Below are 18,044 nucleotides of genomic sequence, written 5' to 3' on the forward strand. Positions count from 1 at the left end.
TACACGTCATGAGCCGTTCCGCACATCCCGCCGGGCCCCGTCACGCCGACGTCCTGCCCGAGGGCCACTACGCCGCCCCGCCCGCCGACCTGAACGCCCTCGACCCCAAGGTGTGGGCCCAGACCGTCGCCCGTGACGAGGACGGTGTCGCGACCGTCGGCGGACTTCCCGTCACGCGGCTGGCCGAGGAGTTCGGTACGCCCGCCTACCTCCTCGACGAGGCCGACTTCCGGGCCCGGGCGCGTGCCTGGCGCACCGCCTTCGGCCACGACGCCGACGTCTTCTACGCGGGGAAGGCGTTCCTGTCCCGCGCGGTCGTTCGGTGGCTGGACGAGGAGGGGCTCAACCTCGACGTCTGCTCCGGCGGCGAACTCGCCACCGCCCTGTCCGCCGGCATGGACCCCGACCGCATCGCCTACCACGGCAACAACAAGTCCGAGCAGGAGATCCGGCGCGCGATCGAGGTCGGCGTCGGCAGGATCGTCCTCGACTCCTTCCAGGAGATCGTCCGCGTCGCGCACATCGCGCAGTCCCTCGGCAAGCGGCAGCGGGTGCAGATCCGGGTCACGGTCGGCGTCGAGGCGCACACCCACGAGTTCATCGCCACGGCCCACGAGGACCAGAAGTTCGGCATTCCGCTCGCCGGCGGCCGGGCCGCCGAGGCGGTGCGCCGTGCCCTCCAGCTCGACGGGCTCGAACTGATCGGCATCCACAGCCACATCGGATCGCAGATCTTCGACACGTCGGGGTTCGAGGTCGCGGCCCACCGGGTGGTGGGGCTGCTGAAGGACATCCGGGACGAGCACGGCATCGAGCTGCCCGAGATCGACCTCGGCGGCGGCCTCGGCATCGCCTACACCAGCGACGACGATCCGCGCGAACCGCACGAGATCGCCAAGGCGCTCAACGAGATCGTCTCCCGCGAGTGCGACGCGGCCCGGCTGCGCACCCCCCGCATCTCCGTCGAGCCCGGCCGCGCCATCGTCGGCCCGACCGCCTTCACGCTCTACGAGGTCGGCACCATCAAGCCCCTCGAGGGACTGCGCACCTACGTCTCCGTCGACGGCGGCATGTCCGACAACATCCGGACCGCCCTCTACGACGCCGCCTACAGCGTCGCCCTGGTCTCTCGCTCGTCCGACGCCGAGCCCATGCTCGTCCGGGTCGTCGGCAAGCACTGCGAGAGCGGTGACATCGTCGTGCGGGACGCGTTCCTGCCCGCCGACCTGGCGCCGGGCGACCTCATCGCCGTACCCGCCACCGGGGCGTACTGCCGTTCCATGGCGAGCAACTACAACCACGTGCCGCGTCCGCCGGTCGTCGCCGTCTCCGACGGTGCGGCCCGGGTGATCGTCCGCCGCGAGACGGAGGAGGACGTGCTGCGTCTCGACGTCGGGTGACGGCCCGGGGCCCAGCTCCAGTGACGGGTGGGGCCCCAGCGGGCGGGGTCCCCCGCCGGGTAAGGCCCCCGGCCGGGCAGGGCCCCGGGAGGGAGACGGGGACCGGGAAACCGGAGAATTTCCCGTTCCGGACGGTCCCGGAAGATCTCCTGTCGGGCGACCCTGCGAAAATGAAATAAACGTCTCACGATCCGGACAAAGGATAGAAACTCCGGTCCGGTGAGTGAGACTGGTCCAACCGTAGACGGTGAGAGGAAACGAGGTCGGATGATGCGTACGCGTCCGCTGAAGGTGGCGCTGCTGGGCTGTGGGGTTGTCGGCTCAGAGGTGGCGCGCATCATGACGACGCACGCCGACGACCTCGCCGCCCGTGTCGGCGCCCCCGTGGAGCTCGCGGGGGTCGCCGTGCGCCGGCCCTCCAAGGTGCGCGAGGGCATCGACCCGGACCTCATCACCACCGACGCCACCGCCCTCGTCAAACGCGGCGACATCGACGTCGTGGTCGAGGTGATCGGCGGCATCGAGCCCGCCCGGACCCTCATCACCACCGCCTTCGAGCACGGTGCCTCCGTCGTCTCCGCCAACAAGGCCCTGCTCGCCCAGGACGGTGCCGCCCTGCACGCGGCGGCGCAGGAGCACGGCAAGGACCTCTACTACGAGGCCGCCGTCGCCGGTGCCATCCCGCTGATCCGGCCGCTGCGCGAGTCCCTCGCCGGCGACAAGGTGAACCGGGTGCTCGGCATCGTCAACGGCACCACCAACTTCATCCTCGACAAGATGGACTCCACGGGCGCCGGGTACCAGGAGGCCCTCGACGAGGCCACCGCCCTCGGGTACGCGGAGGCGGACCCCACCGCCGACGTCGAGGCCTTCGACGCCGCCGCCAAGGCCGCCATCCTGGCCGGCATCGCCTTCCACACACGCGTCCGGCTCGACGACGTCTACCGCGAGGGCATGACCGAGGTCACCGCCGCCGACTTCGCCTCCGCCAGGGAGATGGGCTGCACCATCAAGCTGCTCGCCATCTGCGAGCGGGCACGGGACGGTGCCTCCGTCACCGCGCGCGTGCATCCCGCGATGATCCCGCTCAGCCACCCGCTGGCCTCCGTGCGCGGCGCCTACAACGCGGTGTTCGTCGAGTCGGACGCCGCCGGGCAGCTGATGTTCTACGGGCCCGGCGCCGGCGGTTCGCCCACCGCCTCCGCCGTGCTCGGCGACCTCGTCGCCGTCTGCCGCAACCGGCTCAGCGGCGCGACCGGCCCCGGCGACTCCGCGTACGCGGCCCTGCCCGTCTCGCCCATGGGCGACGCGGTCACGCGCTACCACATCAGTCTCGACGTCGCCGACAAACCGGGCGTCCTCGCCCAGGTCGCCACCGTGTTCGCCGAGCACGGCGTGTCCATCGACACGGTCCGCCAGCAGGGCAAGGACGGCGAGGCCTCCCTCGTCGTCGTCACCCACCGTGCGTCCGACGCCTCCCTGAACGGGACCGTCGAGGCGCTGCGCAGCCTCGACACCGTGCGGGGTGTCGCCAGCATCATGCGGGTTGAAGGAGAGTAACCAGCAATGACCCACCAGTGGCGCGGAATCATCGAGGAGTACCGGGACCGGCTGCCGGTGTCCGACAGCACGCCGGTCGTGACGCTCCGTGAAGGCGGTACGCCCCTCGTCCCCGCTCAGGTGCTCTCCGAGCGCACCGGCTGCGAGGTCCACCTCAAGGTCGAGGGCGCCAACCCGACCGGCTCCTTCAAGGACCGGGGCATGACCATGGCCATCAGCCGGGCGAAGGAGGAGGGGGCCAAGGCCGTCATCTGCGCCTCCACCGGCAACACCTCCGCCTCCGCCGCCGCGTACGCGGTACGGGCCGGCATGGTCTCCGCCGTCCTCGTCCCGCAGGGCAAGATCGCGCTCGGCAAGATGGGCCAGGCTCTCGTGCACGGCGCCAAGATCCTCCAGGTCGACGGCAATTTCGACGACTGCCTCACGCTGGCCCGCTCCCTCAGCGACAACTACCCCGTCTCGCTGGTCAATTCGGTCAACCCGGTACGCATCGAGGGCCAGAAGACGGCGGCCTTCGAGATCGTCGACATGCTCGGCGACGCGCCCGACATCCACGTCCTGCCGGTCGGCAACGCGGGCAACATCACCGCCTACTGGAAGGGCTACCGGGAGTACGCCGCCGACGGTGTGTCGCAGCGCACGCCGCGCATGTGGGGCTTCCAGGCCTCCGGCAGCGCCCCGATCGTGCGCGGCGAGGTGGTCAAGGACCCCGCGACCATCGCCACCGCGATCCGGATCGGCAACCCGGCCTCGTGGACGTACGCCCTCGCGGCGCGCGACGAGTCGGGCGGCCTCATCGACGAGGTGACGGACCGTGAGATCCTGCGCGCCTACCGCCTGTTGGCCGCCCAGGAGGGCGTCTTCGTCGAGCCGGCGTCCGCCGCGTCCGTGGCCGGCCTGCTGAAGGCCGCCGAGCAGGGCAAGGTCGACCCGGGCCAGCGCATCGTGTGCACCGTCACCGGAAACGGCCTGAAGGACCCCGACTGGGCCGTCGCCGGCGCCCCACAGCCGGTCACCGTCCCGGTCGACGCGGCGACGGCGGCCGAGCGCCTGGGCCTCGCCTGACCCGCGCGGTCCGGTCCGTCCGGAAACGCCCCGTCCGGAAAGCCTGAACGCCGGTAAGTACGCCCCGATCGTCCCGGCCGGTGCGGCCGACCGCGCGGCCAGTGGGTACCGCCGGCCCGCACGGCCGCTCCGTACGGGCGCGTACGACCGGTCCGTGCTGGTCCGTGCCGGTCCGCGTGCCCGGTTCCGCCCGGTAGCGCGACCCCGTGACGCCCGGGGGCGGTCCTCTCCCGGGGACGCCCCCGGCAGGGGTGCACGGGGGGCTTACGACACGCATCGTGCGCCTCCTGTGCGCCCTATGTCGCCACAGAACCTTCCTTCGATAGGCTGTACTGAACCCGCCCGCCGCATATGCCCTCGCAGGGCGCGCGGTCCCGCGCCGTCTGTGCGGTCCGAGGGTCCCCACACTCCCGTATCCATCGAATCTCATTCGACCGCAGCTCAAGGAGAGTCATCGAGCGATGGCCGGTCCAGCGTTCCGCGCCGCCGCCGTCCGGGTGCGCGTCCCCGCCACCAGCGCCAACCTCGGCCCGGGCTTCGACGCCCTCGGCCTCGCGCTGGGGCTCTACGACGACGTGGTCGTCCGGGTGGCCGACTCCGGGCTGCACATCGACATCGCGGGCGAGGGCAGCGAGACGCTGCCCCGCGACGAGCGGCACCTGCTCGTACGCTCCCTGCGCACCGCCTTCGACGTCCTCGGCGGGCAGCCGCGCGGCCTGGAGATCGTCTGCGCCAACCGCATCCCGCACGGCCGCGGCCTCGGCTCCTCCTCCGCCGCCATCTGCGCCGGCATCGTCGCAGCCCGCGCGGTGACCATAGGCGGCGAGGCAAGGCTCGACGACGCGGCCCTGCTCGAACTGGCCACCGAGATAGAGGGACACCCCGACAACGTCGCGGCCTGTCTGCTGGGCGGGTTCACCCTGTCCTGGATGGAAGGGGGAGCGGCCCGCGCCATCAGGATGGAGCCCTCCGATTCCATCGTTCCGGTGGTTTTCGTGCCCGGGAAGCCGGTGCTCACCGAGACCGCGCGCGGACTGCTGCCGCGGACCGTGCCGCACGTCGACGCGGCCGTCAACGCGGGCCGCGCCGCCCTGCTCGTCGAGGCGCTCACCCACCGTCCCGAACTGCTGCTTCCGGCCACCGAGGACCGTCTCCACCAGGAGTACCGCGCCCCGGCCATGCCGGAGAGCGCGGCGCTGGTGGAGCGGCTGCGGGCGGACGGCATCCCCGCGGTGATCTCCGGCGCCGGGCCCACGGTCATGGCGTTGGCCGACGCGGACACCGCCGACAAGGTGGAGCGCCTGGCGGGCGCGGACTGGGCCGCCAACCGGCTGAATCTCGACCTGCAGGGAGCCGGCGTGCTGCCGCTCACGGCTGCCGGCATGGATTGAAAAACGGGCGCTTGCCGGATTTCGAGAGGGGGAATGTTTGTTGGATCCGGTAGTGTTAATCTCAAGTCTGCACCCGACCCCACCATGGCGAGGTGCTTCGTGTCCCCGTCCGGGACAGACATTCTTCCGGGAGCCCCCCAAGCCGCACTGTGTGGTGTACGTCGTACCTGGGCAGTACGTCGTACGGCGACACTGAGCGGTCCGCCGGGCACGCTCCGGAATCGGTGCGACCACGCCACGTGACACCGGGTGCCACGGCTCGTCGGGGAAGCGCCATCACCAGAAATCTCTTCCGCCGCTTTGGCGGACCACCGCCCCGGCACGGTCCACACAGCAAGGACCTAAGCCGGACAGCACAACCGGTCGCCGAGCCAGACAGGCCGACGTCCGCTCCAGGGAAGGACCCTTCGTGAGCGACACCACCGATCTGATGGGCGCACGTGTCGAGGAGACCGCTGCCGCGCCCTCCACGGACGCCTCCGCGCCTGCCGGCGGTGCCGGCTCCCGGCGGCGCCGCGGTACCGGCCTCGAGGGCATGGTGCTGGCCGAGCTGCAGCAGGTCGCATCCGGCCTCGGCATCAGGGGCACCGCGCGGATGCGCAAGAGCCAGCTGATCGAGGTCATCAAGGAGGCGCAGGCGGGCGGGGGCGCCGCCCCCGCGAAGGCCGCGGCCCCCGCCGGGGACGGCGAGACCAAGCCGAAGCGCCGTGCCGCCTCCCGCACCCGTACGGACGACGAGGCCGCCGCGGAGAAGAAGAACGCGGCCGGGACGCCCGCCGACAAGGCCGTGGCCCAGCAGCAGATCGAGATTCCCGGCCAGCCGGCCGGTGGCCCCACCCGCGCGAGCGAAGCCGAGCGCGGGGGAGACGACACGCCGGGCGAGCGCCGCCGGCGCCGCGCAACCGCCGAGGCGGGCAGCCCGGCGGGCGGCGCCGAGACCGTCGCCGTCGAGGCCAAGGCCGAGGCGAAGGCCGAGACGTCCGCGCAGCAGCAGGGCGAGGCCAAGGGCGACGCCGGTGAGGCGGGAGCCGAGGGCCGCCGCCGCGACCGCCGTGAGCGCGGCCGTGAGCGCGACCGTGACCGTGACCGCGACCGCCGCAAGGGCGACGACCAGCAGGGCCAGGCCGGTCAGCGCCAGCAGGGCCAGCAGCAGGGCGGCGGCCGTCAGGACCGCGGCGGACAGCAGGACGACGACGACTTCGAGGGCGGCCGCCGGGGCCGTCGCGGCCGCTACCGCGACCGCCGTGGCCGCCGTGGCCGCGACGAGGTCCAGGAGCCGCAGATCACCGAGGACGACGTGCTGATCCCCGTCGCGGGCATCCTCGACATCCTCGACAACTACGCCTTCATCCGCACCTCCGGCTACCTGCCGGGCCCGAACGACGTGTACGTCTCCCTGGCCCAGGTCCGCAAGAACGGCCTGCGCAAGGGCGACCACATCACCGGTGCGGTCCGCCAGCCGAAGGAGGGCGAGCGCCGCGAGAAGTTCAACGCGCTGGTCCGTCTCGACTCTGTCAACGGCATGGCGCCCGAACACGGCCGCGGCCGCCCGGAGTTCAACAAGCTGACTCCGCTCTACCCGCAGGACCGCCTCCGCCTGGAGACGGACCCGGGCGTGCTGACCACCCGGATCATCGACCTGGTGTCGCCGATCGGCAAGGGCCAGCGCGGTCTGATCGTGGCCCCGCCGAAGACCGGCAAGACCATGATCATGCAGGCGGTCGCCAACGCGATCACCCACAACAACCCCGAGTGCCACCTGATGGTCGTCCTGGTCGACGAGCGTCCGGAAGAGGTCACCGACATGCAGCGGTCGGTCAAGGGCGAGGTCATCTCCTCGACCTTCGACCGCCCGGCCGAGGACCACACCACGGTCGCCGAGCTGGCCATCGAGCGGGCCAAGCGCCTCGTCGAGCTCGGCCACGACGTGGTCGTCCTGCTCGACTCGATCACCCGCCTGGGCCGCGCGTACAACCTCGCGGCCCCGGCCTCCGGCCGCATCCTGTCCGGTGGTGTCGACTCGACCGCCCTGTACCCGCCGAAGCGCTTCTTCGGCGCGGCCCGCAACATCGAGGACGGCGGCTCGCTGACCATCCTCGCCACCGCCCTGGTGGACACCGGGTCCCGCATGGACGAGGTGATCTTCGAGGAGTTCAAGGGCACCGGCAACATGGAGCTCAAGCTCGACCGGAAGCTCGCCGACAAGCGCATCTTCCCGGCGGTGGACGTCGACGCGTCCGGCACCCGCAAGGAGGAGATCCTGCTCGGCAACGAGGAGCTCGCCGTCGTCTGGAAGCTGCGCCGGGTGCTGCACGCGCTCGACCAGCAGCAGGCGATCGAGCTGCTGCTCGACAAGATGAAGCAGACCAAGTCGAACGTCGAGTTCCTGATGCAGATCCAGAAGACGACTCCGGCGCCGGGCAACGGCGACTGACGCTCGCGCTTCACCGGCATCGTCCGCGAGGGCCGCTCCCGCCGGGGGGCGGCCCTTCGTCGTGCCTCGAGGGCCGTGAGGCGTGCCGCGAGGGCCGTGGGGCGGCCCCGGAGGACCGCGAGGTGGCCCGGGAGCGACTTCCCGAGCGCGGCAGGGTCGTGCCGCGCGGCCACGCGGCGGCGCCGCCCGTGCGAGACCTTGGCCACAGGCGGTGCGTCCGCCCCCGGCACCGAGCGTTTTCGGCCACCCCGGCGAAGCCGCAGGTGAACCCCGGAGGGCACGCGGCGGGCGGCTGCGCGGCGTGCGTATCTCCTGACATGGCGGGCAGGGTGCGTTGTGCAACCCTTTCCCGAGTTCCCCCGTCTGACCGTACGAGCGACGATGGTGCGGTACGCCCGCGCGTCCACAGGGGGACCGGGGCCTGTCCCTGAAAGCAGGGGGTAAGAGGCCGTACACGAGAGTCTGAGGAGCACATGTCCGCCGAGAGCACGCCGGACCCCGCCATATCCGGGGACACCGGTTCCGCGAGCCCGTCCAGCCCCGCCGGGGGCCGTCGCAGGCCCCCCAGGGGGCGGCGCAAGGCCCTGCTGGTCACGGCCTGGACCGCGGCGGGCATCGTCGTGCTCGGCGGCACCGGCGCCGGCTACGTCTACTTCAAGCTCAACGGCAACATCAAGAGTGTCGACATCGACCAGGCCCTCGGTGGCGACCGGCCGGCCAAGGTCGACAACGGCTCCGAGAACATCCTGGTCCTCGGCTCCGACACCCGCGCCGGCGGCAACAGGAAGCTGGGCGGAGGCGTCGACGACGGCAGCGCCCGCTCCGACACGGCGATGATCGTGCACGTCTACAAGGGCCACAAGAAGGCCAGCGTGGTGTCCATCCCGCGCGACACTCTCGTCGACCGCCCCGAGTGCACCGACGCCCACGGCACCACGCACCCCGCCGCGCGGAACGTGATGTTCAACGAGGCGTACTCCACCGGCGGCGCCACCTGCGCCGTGAAGTCCGTCGAGTCGCTGACCGGCGTCCGGATGGACCACTACCTGGAGGTCGACTTCCGGGGCTTCCAGAAGCTCGTCGACGAGCTCGGCGGCGTACGGGTCACCACCGGCAAGGACATCGACGACCGGGAGAGCCACCTCAAGCTCGCCGCCGGCACCCACTCCCTCGACGGGCGGCAGGCGCTCGCCCTGGTGCGCACCCGGCACGGCGTCGGCGACGGCTCCGACCTCGGCCGCATCCAGCTCCAGCAGTCCTTCGTCAAGGCCCTGGTCGAGCAGGTCGGGCACATCGGCCTGTTCTCCGACCCGAAGAGGCTCTACGACCTCGCCGACACCGCCACCAGGTCCGTCACCACCGACTCCGACCTCGGCTCGGTGAACTCCCTGATGTCCTTCGCCGAGGGTCTCAAGCGCATCCAGTCCTCGGACATGAACATGGTCACGATGCCGGTGCAGTACGACAGCGCGAACGCCAACCGGGTCCTCATCGACAAGCCCAAGGCGAAGCAGGTGTGGGAGGCGCTCAGGAACGACCGGCCGATCCCGGAGAGCGCCACGAAGAACACCGCCACGGGCGAGGCCAAGGGTGTCGTGAGCGCGTCCTAGGCACGGCCCGGCCGGGCGCGGGAATATCTCGCCCCGCCCCCCGGTTTTGGGGGATGGCGCCAGTCCTGGCAGACTGGTACGTCGGCTCCGGTTCACGCCTCCGCATCCCGCGGCTGCGACCCGGCGCCCTCCCGATCCTAGGAGACACCTTGAAGCGCGACATCCACCCCGAGTACGTCGAGACGCAGGTCAGCTGCACCTGCGGCGCGTCGTTCACCACCCGCAGCACGATCAACAGCGGCACCATCCGCGCCGAGGTCTGCTCCGAGTGCCACCCGTTCTACACGGGCAAGCAGAAGATCCTCGACACCGGTGGCCGTGTGGCCCGCTTCGAGGCCCGCTTCGGCAAGGCTGCCGGCTCCAAGAAGTAGCGAGCCCCAAATCGCCGGTCCACGGCTGCGCCCCCACCGCGAGGGCGCGCCGGGACCGGCGTTTTTGGTCGCCCGCCTTCCCCTCACCCGCAGCGCAGTACAGGAGCCCCAAGATGTTCGAGGCCGTCGAGGAACTCGTCGCCGAGCACGCCGACCTGGAGAAGAAGCTCGCCGACCCGTCGGTCCACGCCGACCAGGCGAACGCGCGCAAGCTCAACAAGCGCTACGCCGAGCTCACCCCGATCGTCGCCACGTACCGCTCCTGGAAGCAGACCGGCGACGACATCGAGACCGCGCGCGAACTCGCCGCCGACGACCCCGACTTCGCCGCCGAGGTCAAGGAGCTGGAGCGGTACCGCGAGGAGCTGACCGAGAAGCTGCGCCTCCTGCTGGTCCCGCGCGACCCCAGCGACGACAAGGACGTGCTCCTGGAGATCAAGGCGGGCGCGGGCGGCGACGAGTCCGCCCTGTTCGCCGGCGACCTGCTGCGGATGTACCTGCGCTACGCCGAGCGCGTCGGCTGGAAGACCGAGATCATCGACGCCACCGAGTCCGAGCTCGGCGGTTACAAGGACGTCCAGGTCGCGGTGAAGGCCCGCGGGCAGATCGAGCCCGGCCAGGGCGTCTGGGCCCGGCTGAAGTACGAGGGCGGGGTGCACCGCGTGCAGCGCGTGCCCGCCACCGAGTCGCAGGGCCGCATCCACACCTCCGCCGCGGGCGTCCTCGTCACCCCCGAGGCCGAGGAGGTCGACGTCGAGATCAACCCGAACGACCTGCGGATCGACGTCTACCGGTCCTCCGGCCCCGGCGGCCAGTCCGTGAACACCACCGACTCCGCGGTGCGCATCACGCACCTGCCCACCGGAGTCGTCGCCTCCTGCCAGAACGAGAAGAGCCAGCTGCAGAACAAGGAGCAGGCGATGCGTATCCTGCGCTCCAGGCTGCTCGCCGCGGCGCAGGAGGAGGCGGAGAAGGAGGCCGCGGACGCCCGCCGCAGCCAGGTCCGCACCGTCGACCGCTCCGAGAAGATCCGCACCTACAACTTCCCGGAGAACCGCATCTCCGACCACCGCGTCGGCTTCAAGGCGTACAACCTGGACCAGGTCCTGGACGGCGACCTCGGTGCGGTGATCCAGGCCTGCGTCGACGCGGACTCGGCGGCCAAGCTCGCCGCCGCGTAGGGCGAGGGCCCGCACGGGCCGCGCAGCGCTCACCAGAGGAAGTACCGAGGACCGGAGGACCAGCGTGCAGCAAGATTTTGGGGGGCGACCCCCAAGCCCCCGCAGCGTGCTGCTCGCGGAGGTGGCCCAGGCCACCCAGCGGCTGGCCGACGCCGGCGTGCCCTCGCCGCGCACCGACGCGGAGGAGCTCGCCGCGTTCGTGCACGGTGTCAAACGGGGCGAACTGCACACCGTCAAGGACACGGACTTCGACGCCCGTTACTGGGAGGTCATCGCGCGCCGCGAGCAGCGCGAGCCGCTCCAGCACATCACCGGGCGCGCCTACTTCCGGTACCTGGAGCTCCAGGTCGGCCCCGGGGTGTTCGTCCCGAGGCCGGAGACCGAGTCCGTGGTCGGCTGGGCCATAGACGCCGTGCGCGCCATGGACGTGGTCGAGCCGTGCATCGTCGACCTGTGCACCGGCTCGGGCGCCATCGCGCTCGCCCTCGCCCAGGAGGTGCCCCGCTCCCGGGTGCACGCCGTGGAGCTCAGCGAGGACGCGCTGCGCTGGACCCGCAGGAACATGGAGGGCTCGCGCGTCGACCTGCGCCAGGGCGACGCGCTGACCGCCTTCCACGACCTCGACGGCCAGGTCGACCTGGTCATCTCCAACCCGCCGTACGTCCCGCTCACCGAATGGGAGTACGTAGCCCCGGAGGCCCGCGACTACGACCCCGAACTCGCGTTGTTCTCCGGGGAGGACGGTCTCGACCTGATCCGCGGCATCGAGCGCACCGCGCACCGGCTGTTGCGCCCCGGCGGTGTCGTCGTGATCGAGCACGCCGACACCCAGGGCGGCCAGGTGCCGTGGATCTTCACCGAGGAGCGGGGCTGGGCCGACGCGGCCGACCACCCCGACCTCAACAACCGGCCGCGCTTCGCCACCGCGCGCAAGGCGATGCCGTGACCCCCACCAGGACTTCGACCGAGCAGTACGTGTACGAGGAGGCCCGCTGACAATGGCACGGCGATACGACACCAATGACGCGACCGACCGCGTGACGGGTCTGCGCGAGGCCGCGTCCGCCGTCCGCCGGGGCGAACTCGTGGTGCTGCCGACCGACACCGTGTACGGCATCGGCGCCGACGCGTTCTCCTCCGAGGCCGTGGCCGACCTGCTCGCCGCCAAGGGCCGGGGCCGCAACATGCCCACCCCCGTCCTCATCGGCTCCCCGAACACTCTGCACGGCCTCGTCACGGACTTCTCCGAGATGGCCTGGGAGCTCGTGGACGCGTTCTGGCCGGGCGCGCTGACCCTGGTCGCCCGGCACCAGCCGTCCCTGCAGTGGGACCTCGGGGACACCCGCGGCACGGTCGCGGTGCGGATGCCGCTGCACCCCGTCGCCATCGAACTGCTCACCGAGGTCGGCCCGATGGCCGTCTCCTCCGCCAACCTCACCGGCCACCCCGCGCCGGAGACCTGCGACGCCGCCCAGGACATGCTCGGCGACTCCGTGTCCGTCTACCTCGACGGCGGCCCGACCCCCGGCAACGTCCCGTCCTCCATCGTCGACGTCACCGGCCGGGTGCCGGTGCTGCTGCGCGAGGGCGCCCTGTCGCCGGAGGAGCTGCGGAAGGTCGTACCCGACCTCGAGGTGGCGAATTGACGGCGCCCGACTCCCCCAAGCTCTCGGCCGCGCTCGAGCAGGGGGTACCCCCATGCGTGGCATAGGGGACGGGGACGAGACGCGGGGCCCGGTGGAGCCGGGTCTTCCGCGCGACGCCTTCCGCATCCTCCACGTCAGCACCGGAAACGTGTGCCGTTCGCCGATCACCGAGCGGCTGACCCGGCATTTCCTGGCGGACCGGCTCGGCGACCCCCCGCCCGGATCCCCCGGACGGCGCCTCGGCGGCGAGCTGATCGTGGAGAGCGCCGGCACCTGGGGCCACGAGGGCGCGCCCATGGAGGCCAACGCGGAGACCGTGCTGGCCGACTTCGGCGCGGACGCCACCGGCTTCACGGGCCGGGAGTTGCTGGACGAGCACGTCATCCGCGCCGACCTGGTCCTCACCGCGACCCGCGACCACCGCGCCCAGGTCATCTCCATGGGCCACTCGGCGGGCCTGCGCACCTTCACGCTGAAGGAGTTCACCCGGCTGGTGAAGGCGATAGACCCGGCCACGCTGCCCCCGCTGGAGGACGGCGTGGTCGAACGCGCCCGCGCCCTGGTGCGCGCGGCCGCCGCGCTGCGCGGGTGGCTGCTGGCCCCGACCGCCGAGGCGGACGAGGTGTACGACCCGTACGGGGCGCCGCTGCCCTTCTTCCGCTCGATCGGCGACGAGATACACCAGGCGCTGGACCCCGTCGTCACGGCGCTGACCGGCGTACCCACACGGGCGTAACAGCCGCGCGTCCCACCCGCCCCGGGCCTACATTGGACGTACGTCACCGTCGACCGCCCGGAGCCCACCATGTCGGTCACCCCCGCGCTAGAGGCCGATGTCCTGCGGCGGCAGGACCCCGAAGTGGCCGACATCCTGCTCGGGGAGCTCCGGCGGCAGTCGACGACGCTCCAGCTGATCGCGGCCGAGAACTTCACCTCGCCCGCGGTGCTCGCCGCGCTCGGCTCGCCGCTCGCCAACAAGTACGCCGAGGGCTATCCGGGGGCCCGCTTCCACGGCGGCTGCGAGATCGTCGACATGGCCGAGCGTCTCGCCGTGGAGCGGGCGCGGCAGCTGTTCGGAGCCGAGCACGCCAATGTGCAGCCGCACTCGGGCTCCTCGGCGGTGCTCGCCGCGTACGCAGCGCTGCTGCGCCCCGGCGACACCGTGCTCGCCCTCGGCCTGCCCTACGGCGGTCACCTCACGCACGGCTCGCCCACCAACTTCTCGGGCCGCTGGTTCGACTTCGTCGGCTACGGGGTGGACGCGGAGACCGGGCTGATGGACCACCTCCAGGTGCGCACGCTGGCCCGGACGCACCGGCCCAAGGCGATCGTGTGCGGCTCCATCGCCTACCCGCGCCACATCGACCACGCCTTCTTCCGCGAGGTCGCCGACGAGGTGGGCGCGTATCTCATCGCGGACGCCGCACACCCGATCGGGCTGGTCGCCGGGGGAGCGGCGCCCAGCCCGGTGCCGTTCGCCGACGTGGTGTGCGCCACGACGCACAAGGTGCTGCGCGGGCCGCGCGGCGGGATGATCCTGTGCGGCGCCGAGCTGGCCGAGCGGGTCGACCGGGCCGTGTTCCCCTTCACCCAGGGTGGCGCGCAGATGCACACCATCGCCGCGAAGGCCGTCGCGTTCGGCGAGGCGGCGACCCCGGCCTTCGCCGCCTATGCCCATCAGGTCGTCGCCAACGCGCGGGTCCTGGCCGCCCGGCTGGGCGCCGAGGGCCTGGTGGTGACCACGGGCGGCACCGACACCCACCTGATCACCGCCGACCCGGCGCCGCTCGGCTGCGACGGGCGCACCGCGCGCGGGCGGCTCGCCGCCGCCGGCATCGTCCTCGACTGCTGTGCGCTTCCCCACGCCGACGTCCGCGGGCTGCGGCTGGGCACGGCCGCGGTGACCTCGCAGGGCATGGGGCAGGCGGAGATGGAGTGGATCGCCGTGCTGGTCGGGAAGGTGCTGCGTGGCGAGGCGGACGCGGCGAGGGCGCGTGCGGACGTGCGCGAGCTCACGGGTAGATTTCCGCCGTATCCCGGCTGAGGCGGGGTAGGCGCACCGTCGTGCACAGCCACGCGTGCAACCATCGTCGCTACCCGGAAGTCCCCATACATATGCCTGCGTCGCTAGGCTGTGGGGCTGAGATGGCCAGCGAGACCTGTGGGGAAGCCTGTGCGTGAATACCTGCTGACGCTCTGCATCACGGCCGCGGTGACCTACCTGCTGACAGGGCCGGTACGGAAGTTCGCGATCGTGGCGGGCGCGATGCCGGAGATCCGGGCGCGTGACGTGCACCGGGAACCCACTCCGCGGCTCGGCGGGATTGCGATGTTCTTCGGTATGTGCGCGGGCCTGCTGGTCGCCGACCACCTCACCAACCTCAACGAGGTCTTCGAGAAGTCGAACGAGCCGCGGGCGCTGCTGTCCGGAGCCGCGCTGATCTGGCTGATCGGTGTCCTGGACGACAAGTTCGAGATCGACGCCCTGATCAAGCTGGGCGGCCAGATGATCGCCGCCGGTGTGATGGTCATGCAGGGTCTGACGATCCTTTGGCTGCCGGTGCCGGGCGTCGGCACGGTCGCGCTGACCCAGTGGCAGGGCACGCTGCTGACCGTGGCACTGGTCGTCATCACCATCAACGCGGTCAACTTCGTCGACGGACTCGACGGGCTGGCCTCGGGGATGGTGTGCATCGCGGCGGCCGCGTTCTTCATGTACACGTACCGGATCTGGTACTCCTACGGCATCGAGGCCGCCGCCCCGGCCACGCTGTTCGCCGCCGTCCTCATGGGCATGTGCCTGGGCTTCCTGCCGCACAACATGCACCCGGCGCGGATCTTCATGGGCGACTCCGGCTCGATGCTGATCGGCCTGGTGCTGGCGGCCGGCGCGATCTCGGTGACGGGTCAGGTCGATCCGGACCTGATGAACCTGTTCACCGGCTCCGAGCGCAACTCCGTGCACCAGATGGTGCCGGTCTACATCCCGCTGCTGATGCCGCTGACCATCATCGCCATCCCGGCCGCCGACCTGGTGCTGGCCATCCTGCGGCGCACCTGGCGCGGCCAGTCGCCGTTCGCCGCCGACCGCGGGCATCTGCACCACCGGCTGCTGGAGATCGGCCACTCGCACAGCCGGGCGGTGCTGATCATGTACTTCTGGGCGGCGCTGATCGGCTTCGGGGCGCTGACCTACTCGGTCAACTCGGCCTCCATGTGGATCGTGCTCGGCGTGGTGTTCCTCAGCGCGATCGGGCTGGGGCTGCTCCTGCTGCCCCGCTTCACCCCGCGCGCCCCGCGCTGGGCCGAGCGCTTCGTGCCGCCGCGCTACCGCCGCCGGCGGGCCACGGCGCCGGGCGCCTCGACCCCGGCCACCGCGTCCGCGGAGAGCGCAGAGGCCGCGGCGCAGGGCGACTCGGGCCAGGCCTCCGAGCCCTCGGCACCCGTCACGCCCGTGGTGGCCGGTGTGGCGGGAGTCAACGGAGCGACCGCGCTGGGTGCCCGTTCGCGGGTTCTGGACGGACGTACCGCGGGGTCGTCGCGCTGACGCCCAAGGTAAGAATCTGACTAAAGCGTTGCCATCTCGTGGGGGTGCAAAGCCCCCCAATACCAGACATGTCGGCTCGGTTTCTGCACGTACGCGCACGGTCACTCTCATGTGTGACAGCTGGCACATCCACCAGGTAAAGACCTCATCAAATAGTTTGTGATACGGTTCACGAGAACCCCCGGACAGAGCCGAAGGACGCAAGTGCGCGACCCCAGGGCGTTGAGGTTCTCTCTCACGTCCGGGACTACGCTCGTCCATGACGACACCCCGAACCCCCTGCGAAAGCGGAGTTGCCGCCATGCCTGCCAATGACGTCCGGAGCCTGCTGCCGATCGCCGTGCCCACGGTGGCCGCCGGCGTGGTCGCGGTCGCCGTCAGCGGTGTGGTGGCCGGCGGCAGGGGAGCGGTCGGGGCGGCCGTGGGCGTGCTGCTGGCCGTCCTGTTCATGGGCGTCGGCCTGTACGTGCTGCAGTGGACCGCGAAAACGCTTCCGCAGCTGTTCCAGGCCATGGGGCTGATGCTCTACGTCGCCCAGCTCCTGCTGCTCATGATCTTCGTGGCCCTCTTCAGGCACACCTCGCTCTTCGACCCGAAGGCGTTCGCGATCTCCCTGGTCGTGGCGACCGTCGTGTGGATGGCGGCGCAGGCCCGTGCGCACATGAAGGCCAAGATCTTCTACGTCGAACCCGAGTCCGGGAAGAGCGAGAGGCCCGAGAAGACGGGGCACTCCTCGTGAGGGGTAGGGCCGGGATAAAGACGTGCGAGATCTCCTGCTATCGTCCGGTGCCAACTGCGGCATCGCGGGCGCGGGCATCTGAGCTGACGCCTGCCCCTTCGCGAGGCTCGATGCCCCCCAGCCGCCCCCACATCCGTAACACCAGTCCGGTGCCGACCCGCGGCTGCGCGCCGCGCCGACACAACGAGGTTGCCGTACCTATGCGTCACGCCGAAGGAGCCCGCGGTGAGTGCTGAACAGACCCAGCTCGCCTTCGACTGGAGTTGTCGGATCATGTCCGACAACGGGTGTGGCTTCCCGGCTCCGGGCCTGCACTCGTTCCTCTTCGCGCCGATCGCCACGGTCGGCGGCTTCGAGTTCAACAAGGTGATGCTGCTCTCACTCATCACCACCGTCATCGTCGTCGGCTTCTTCTGGGCGGCCTTCGGCAAGGCGAAGCTGGTGCCGGGCAAGCTGCAGATGGTCGGCGAGGCCGGCTACGACTTCGTGCGCCGCGGCATCGTCTACGAGACGCTGGGCAAGCGCGAGGGCGAGAAGTACGTCCCGCTGATGGTCTCGCTCTTCTTCTTCATCTGGATCATGAACGTCTGGTCCGTGATCCCGGTAGCCCAGTTCCCGGTGTCGTCGATCATCGCGTTCCCCGCCGTGCTGGCCGCGATCGTCTACATCACGTGGCTGTCGCTCACCTTCAAGAAGCACGGCTTCGCGGGCGGGTTCAAGAACCTCACCGGTTACGACAAGTCGCTCGGTGCGGTGCTGCCGCTCGTCGTGGTCATCGAGTTCTTCTCGAACGTCCTCGTCCGGCCCTTCACGCACGCGGTCCGACTCTTCGCCAACATGTTCGCCGGTCACCTGCTCCTGGTGATGTTCACCGTCGCCAGCTGGTACCTGCTGAACAGCTACATGATCCCCGGCGCTGCCGTCTCCTTCGTGATGACCGTCGTCATGATCATGTTCGAGCTCTTCGTCCAGGCCGTCCAGGCGTACGTGTTCGTGCTGCTGGCCTGCTCCTACGTTCAGGGCGCTCTCGCCGAGCACCACTGAGCAGCACCGTCCGCCCCACCTCACCAGTCGTCCGGTGGCCAACCCCCACCGGTCCG

The 18,044-nt window shown here is 71.0% G+C and carries 15 protein-coding genes; all 15 read left to right on the top strand.

Annotated elements, in window-relative coordinates:
• Window positions 1-8 precede the first annotated feature (8 nt).
• The 15 genes from lysA to atpB all read left to right on the top strand — a co-directional run bounded on the left by lysA (window position 9) and on the right by atpB (window position 17,988).
• Complete coding sequence (gene lysA, locus ACF1A5_RS29805) at window positions 9-1,400, top strand: diaminopimelate decarboxylase (protein WP_392195983.1); 1,392 nt, start codon at window positions 9-11, stop codon at window positions 1,398-1,400.
• Window positions 1,401-1,667: 267 nt separating this feature from the next.
• On the top strand, window positions 1,668-2,960 hold the full coding sequence (locus tag ACF1A5_RS29810) for a homoserine dehydrogenase (RefSeq protein WP_392195984.1): 1,293 nt from the start codon (window positions 1,668-1,670) through the stop codon (window positions 2,958-2,960).
• 6 nt (window positions 2,961-2,966) lie between these two features.
• Window positions 2,967-4,025, top strand: a complete 1,059-nt coding sequence (gene thrC, locus ACF1A5_RS29815; RefSeq protein WP_392195985.1) for a threonine synthase — start codon at window positions 2,967-2,969, stop codon at window positions 4,023-4,025.
• 461 nt (window positions 4,026-4,486) lie between these two features.
• Window positions 4,487-5,416 carry a homoserine kinase gene (gene thrB, locus ACF1A5_RS29820; protein ID WP_356191978.1) on the top strand — a complete coding sequence of 310 codons (930 nt, stop codon included), beginning with the start codon at window positions 4,487-4,489 and terminating at the stop codon, window positions 5,414-5,416.
• Between the two features lie 409 nt (window positions 5,417-5,825).
• Entirely contained in the window at window positions 5,826-7,850 is a 2,025-nt protein-coding gene (gene rho, locus ACF1A5_RS29825) for a transcription termination factor Rho (RefSeq protein WP_392195986.1), read from the top strand.
• A gap of 473 nt (window positions 7,851-8,323) precedes the next feature.
• Window positions 8,324-9,460, top strand: a complete 1,137-nt coding sequence (locus ACF1A5_RS29830; RefSeq protein ID WP_392195987.1) for an LCP family protein — start codon at window positions 8,324-8,326, stop codon at window positions 9,458-9,460.
• Window positions 9,461-9,609: 149 nt separating this feature from the next.
• Window positions 9,610-9,831, top strand: a complete 222-nt coding sequence (gene rpmE / locus ACF1A5_RS29835; RefSeq protein WP_040248322.1) for a 50S ribosomal protein L31 — start codon at window positions 9,610-9,612, stop codon at window positions 9,829-9,831.
• Between the two features lie 113 nt (window positions 9,832-9,944).
• Window positions 9,945-11,012, top strand: coding sequence for a peptide chain release factor 1 (gene prfA / locus ACF1A5_RS29840; RefSeq protein WP_392195988.1), 1,068 nt, complete (start codon window positions 9,945-9,947; stop codon window positions 11,010-11,012).
• 106 nt (window positions 11,013-11,118) lie between these two features.
• Window positions 11,119-11,958, top strand: a complete 840-nt coding sequence (gene prmC, locus ACF1A5_RS29845; RefSeq protein WP_392195989.1) for a peptide chain release factor N(5)-glutamine methyltransferase — start codon at window positions 11,119-11,121, stop codon at window positions 11,956-11,958.
• 52 nt (window positions 11,959-12,010) lie between these two features.
• The gene (locus tag ACF1A5_RS29850) at window positions 12,011-12,658 is read left to right on the top strand and encodes an L-threonylcarbamoyladenylate synthase (protein ID WP_356191991.1); all 648 of its coding nucleotides are present in this window, start codon (window positions 12,011-12,013) and stop codon (window positions 12,656-12,658) included.
• Between the two features lie 52 nt (window positions 12,659-12,710).
• Window positions 12,711-13,394 (top strand): protein-tyrosine-phosphatase, encoded by a 684-nt coding sequence (locus tag ACF1A5_RS29855; RefSeq protein ID WP_392195990.1) that lies wholly within the window; start codon window positions 12,711-12,713, stop codon window positions 13,392-13,394.
• A gap of 69 nt (window positions 13,395-13,463) precedes the next feature.
• Window positions 13,464-14,702: a serine hydroxymethyltransferase gene (glyA, locus tag ACF1A5_RS29860; protein ID WP_392195991.1), complete on the top strand. Its 1,239-nt coding sequence runs from the start codon at window positions 13,464-13,466 to the stop codon at window positions 14,700-14,702.
• A 129-nt stretch (window positions 14,703-14,831) separates the two neighbouring features.
• Complete coding sequence (locus tag ACF1A5_RS29865) at window positions 14,832-16,205, top strand: MraY family glycosyltransferase (RefSeq protein ID WP_392195992.1); 1,374 nt, start codon at window positions 14,832-14,834, stop codon at window positions 16,203-16,205.
• A gap of 301 nt (window positions 16,206-16,506) precedes the next feature.
• Entirely contained in the window at window positions 16,507-16,944 is a 438-nt protein-coding gene (locus ACF1A5_RS29870; protein ID WP_392195993.1) for a hypothetical protein, read from the top strand.
• Between the two features lie 273 nt (window positions 16,945-17,217).
• On the top strand, window positions 17,218-17,988 hold the full coding sequence (gene atpB, locus ACF1A5_RS29875) for a F0F1 ATP synthase subunit A (protein WP_392196043.1): 771 nt from the start codon (window positions 17,218-17,220) through the stop codon (window positions 17,986-17,988).
• Window positions 17,989-18,044: the final 56 nt, after the last annotated feature.

Origin of the sequence: Streptomyces sp. NPDC014864 (assembly GCF_043081525.1) — a bacterium.
Classification (GTDB): Bacteria; Actinomycetota; Actinomycetes; order Streptomycetales; family Streptomycetaceae; genus Streptomyces.

What these genes read in the sequence shown, in the direction of transcription:
- glyA (WP_392195991.1), top strand. Translation starts at nt 13,464, where the DNA reads ATGTCGGTCACCCCCGCGCTAGAGGCCGATGTCCTGCGGCGGCAGGAC.
- ACF1A5_RS29830 (WP_392195987.1), top strand. Translation starts at nt 8,324, where the DNA reads ATGTCCGCCGAGAGCACGCCGGACCCCGCCATATCCGGGGACACCGGT.
- thrC (WP_392195985.1), top strand. Translation starts at nt 2,967, where the DNA reads ATGACCCACCAGTGGCGCGGAATCATCGAGGAGTACCGGGACCGGCTG.
- prfA (WP_392195988.1), top strand. Translation starts at nt 9,945, where the DNA reads ATGTTCGAGGCCGTCGAGGAACTCGTCGCCGAGCACGCCGACCTGGAG.
- ACF1A5_RS29850 (WP_356191991.1), top strand. Translation starts at nt 12,011, where the DNA reads ATGGCACGGCGATACGACACCAATGACGCGACCGACCGCGTGACGGGT.
- thrB (WP_356191978.1), top strand. Translation starts at nt 4,487, where the DNA reads ATGGCCGGTCCAGCGTTCCGCGCCGCCGCCGTCCGGGTGCGCGTCCCC.
- atpB (WP_392196043.1), top strand. Translation starts at nt 17,218, where the DNA reads ATGTCCGACAACGGGTGTGGCTTCCCGGCTCCGGGCCTGCACTCGTTC.
- ACF1A5_RS29810 (WP_392195984.1), top strand. Translation starts at nt 1,668, where the DNA reads ATGATGCGTACGCGTCCGCTGAAGGTGGCGCTGCTGGGCTGTGGGGTT.
- lysA (WP_392195983.1), top strand. Translation starts at nt 9, where the DNA reads ATGAGCCGTTCCGCACATCCCGCCGGGCCCCGTCACGCCGACGTCCTG.
- ACF1A5_RS29870 (WP_392195993.1), top strand. Translation starts at nt 16,507, where the DNA reads ATGCCTGCCAATGACGTCCGGAGCCTGCTGCCGATCGCCGTGCCCACG.
- ACF1A5_RS29855 (WP_392195990.1), top strand. Translation starts at nt 12,711, where the DNA reads ATGCGTGGCATAGGGGACGGGGACGAGACGCGGGGCCCGGTGGAGCCG.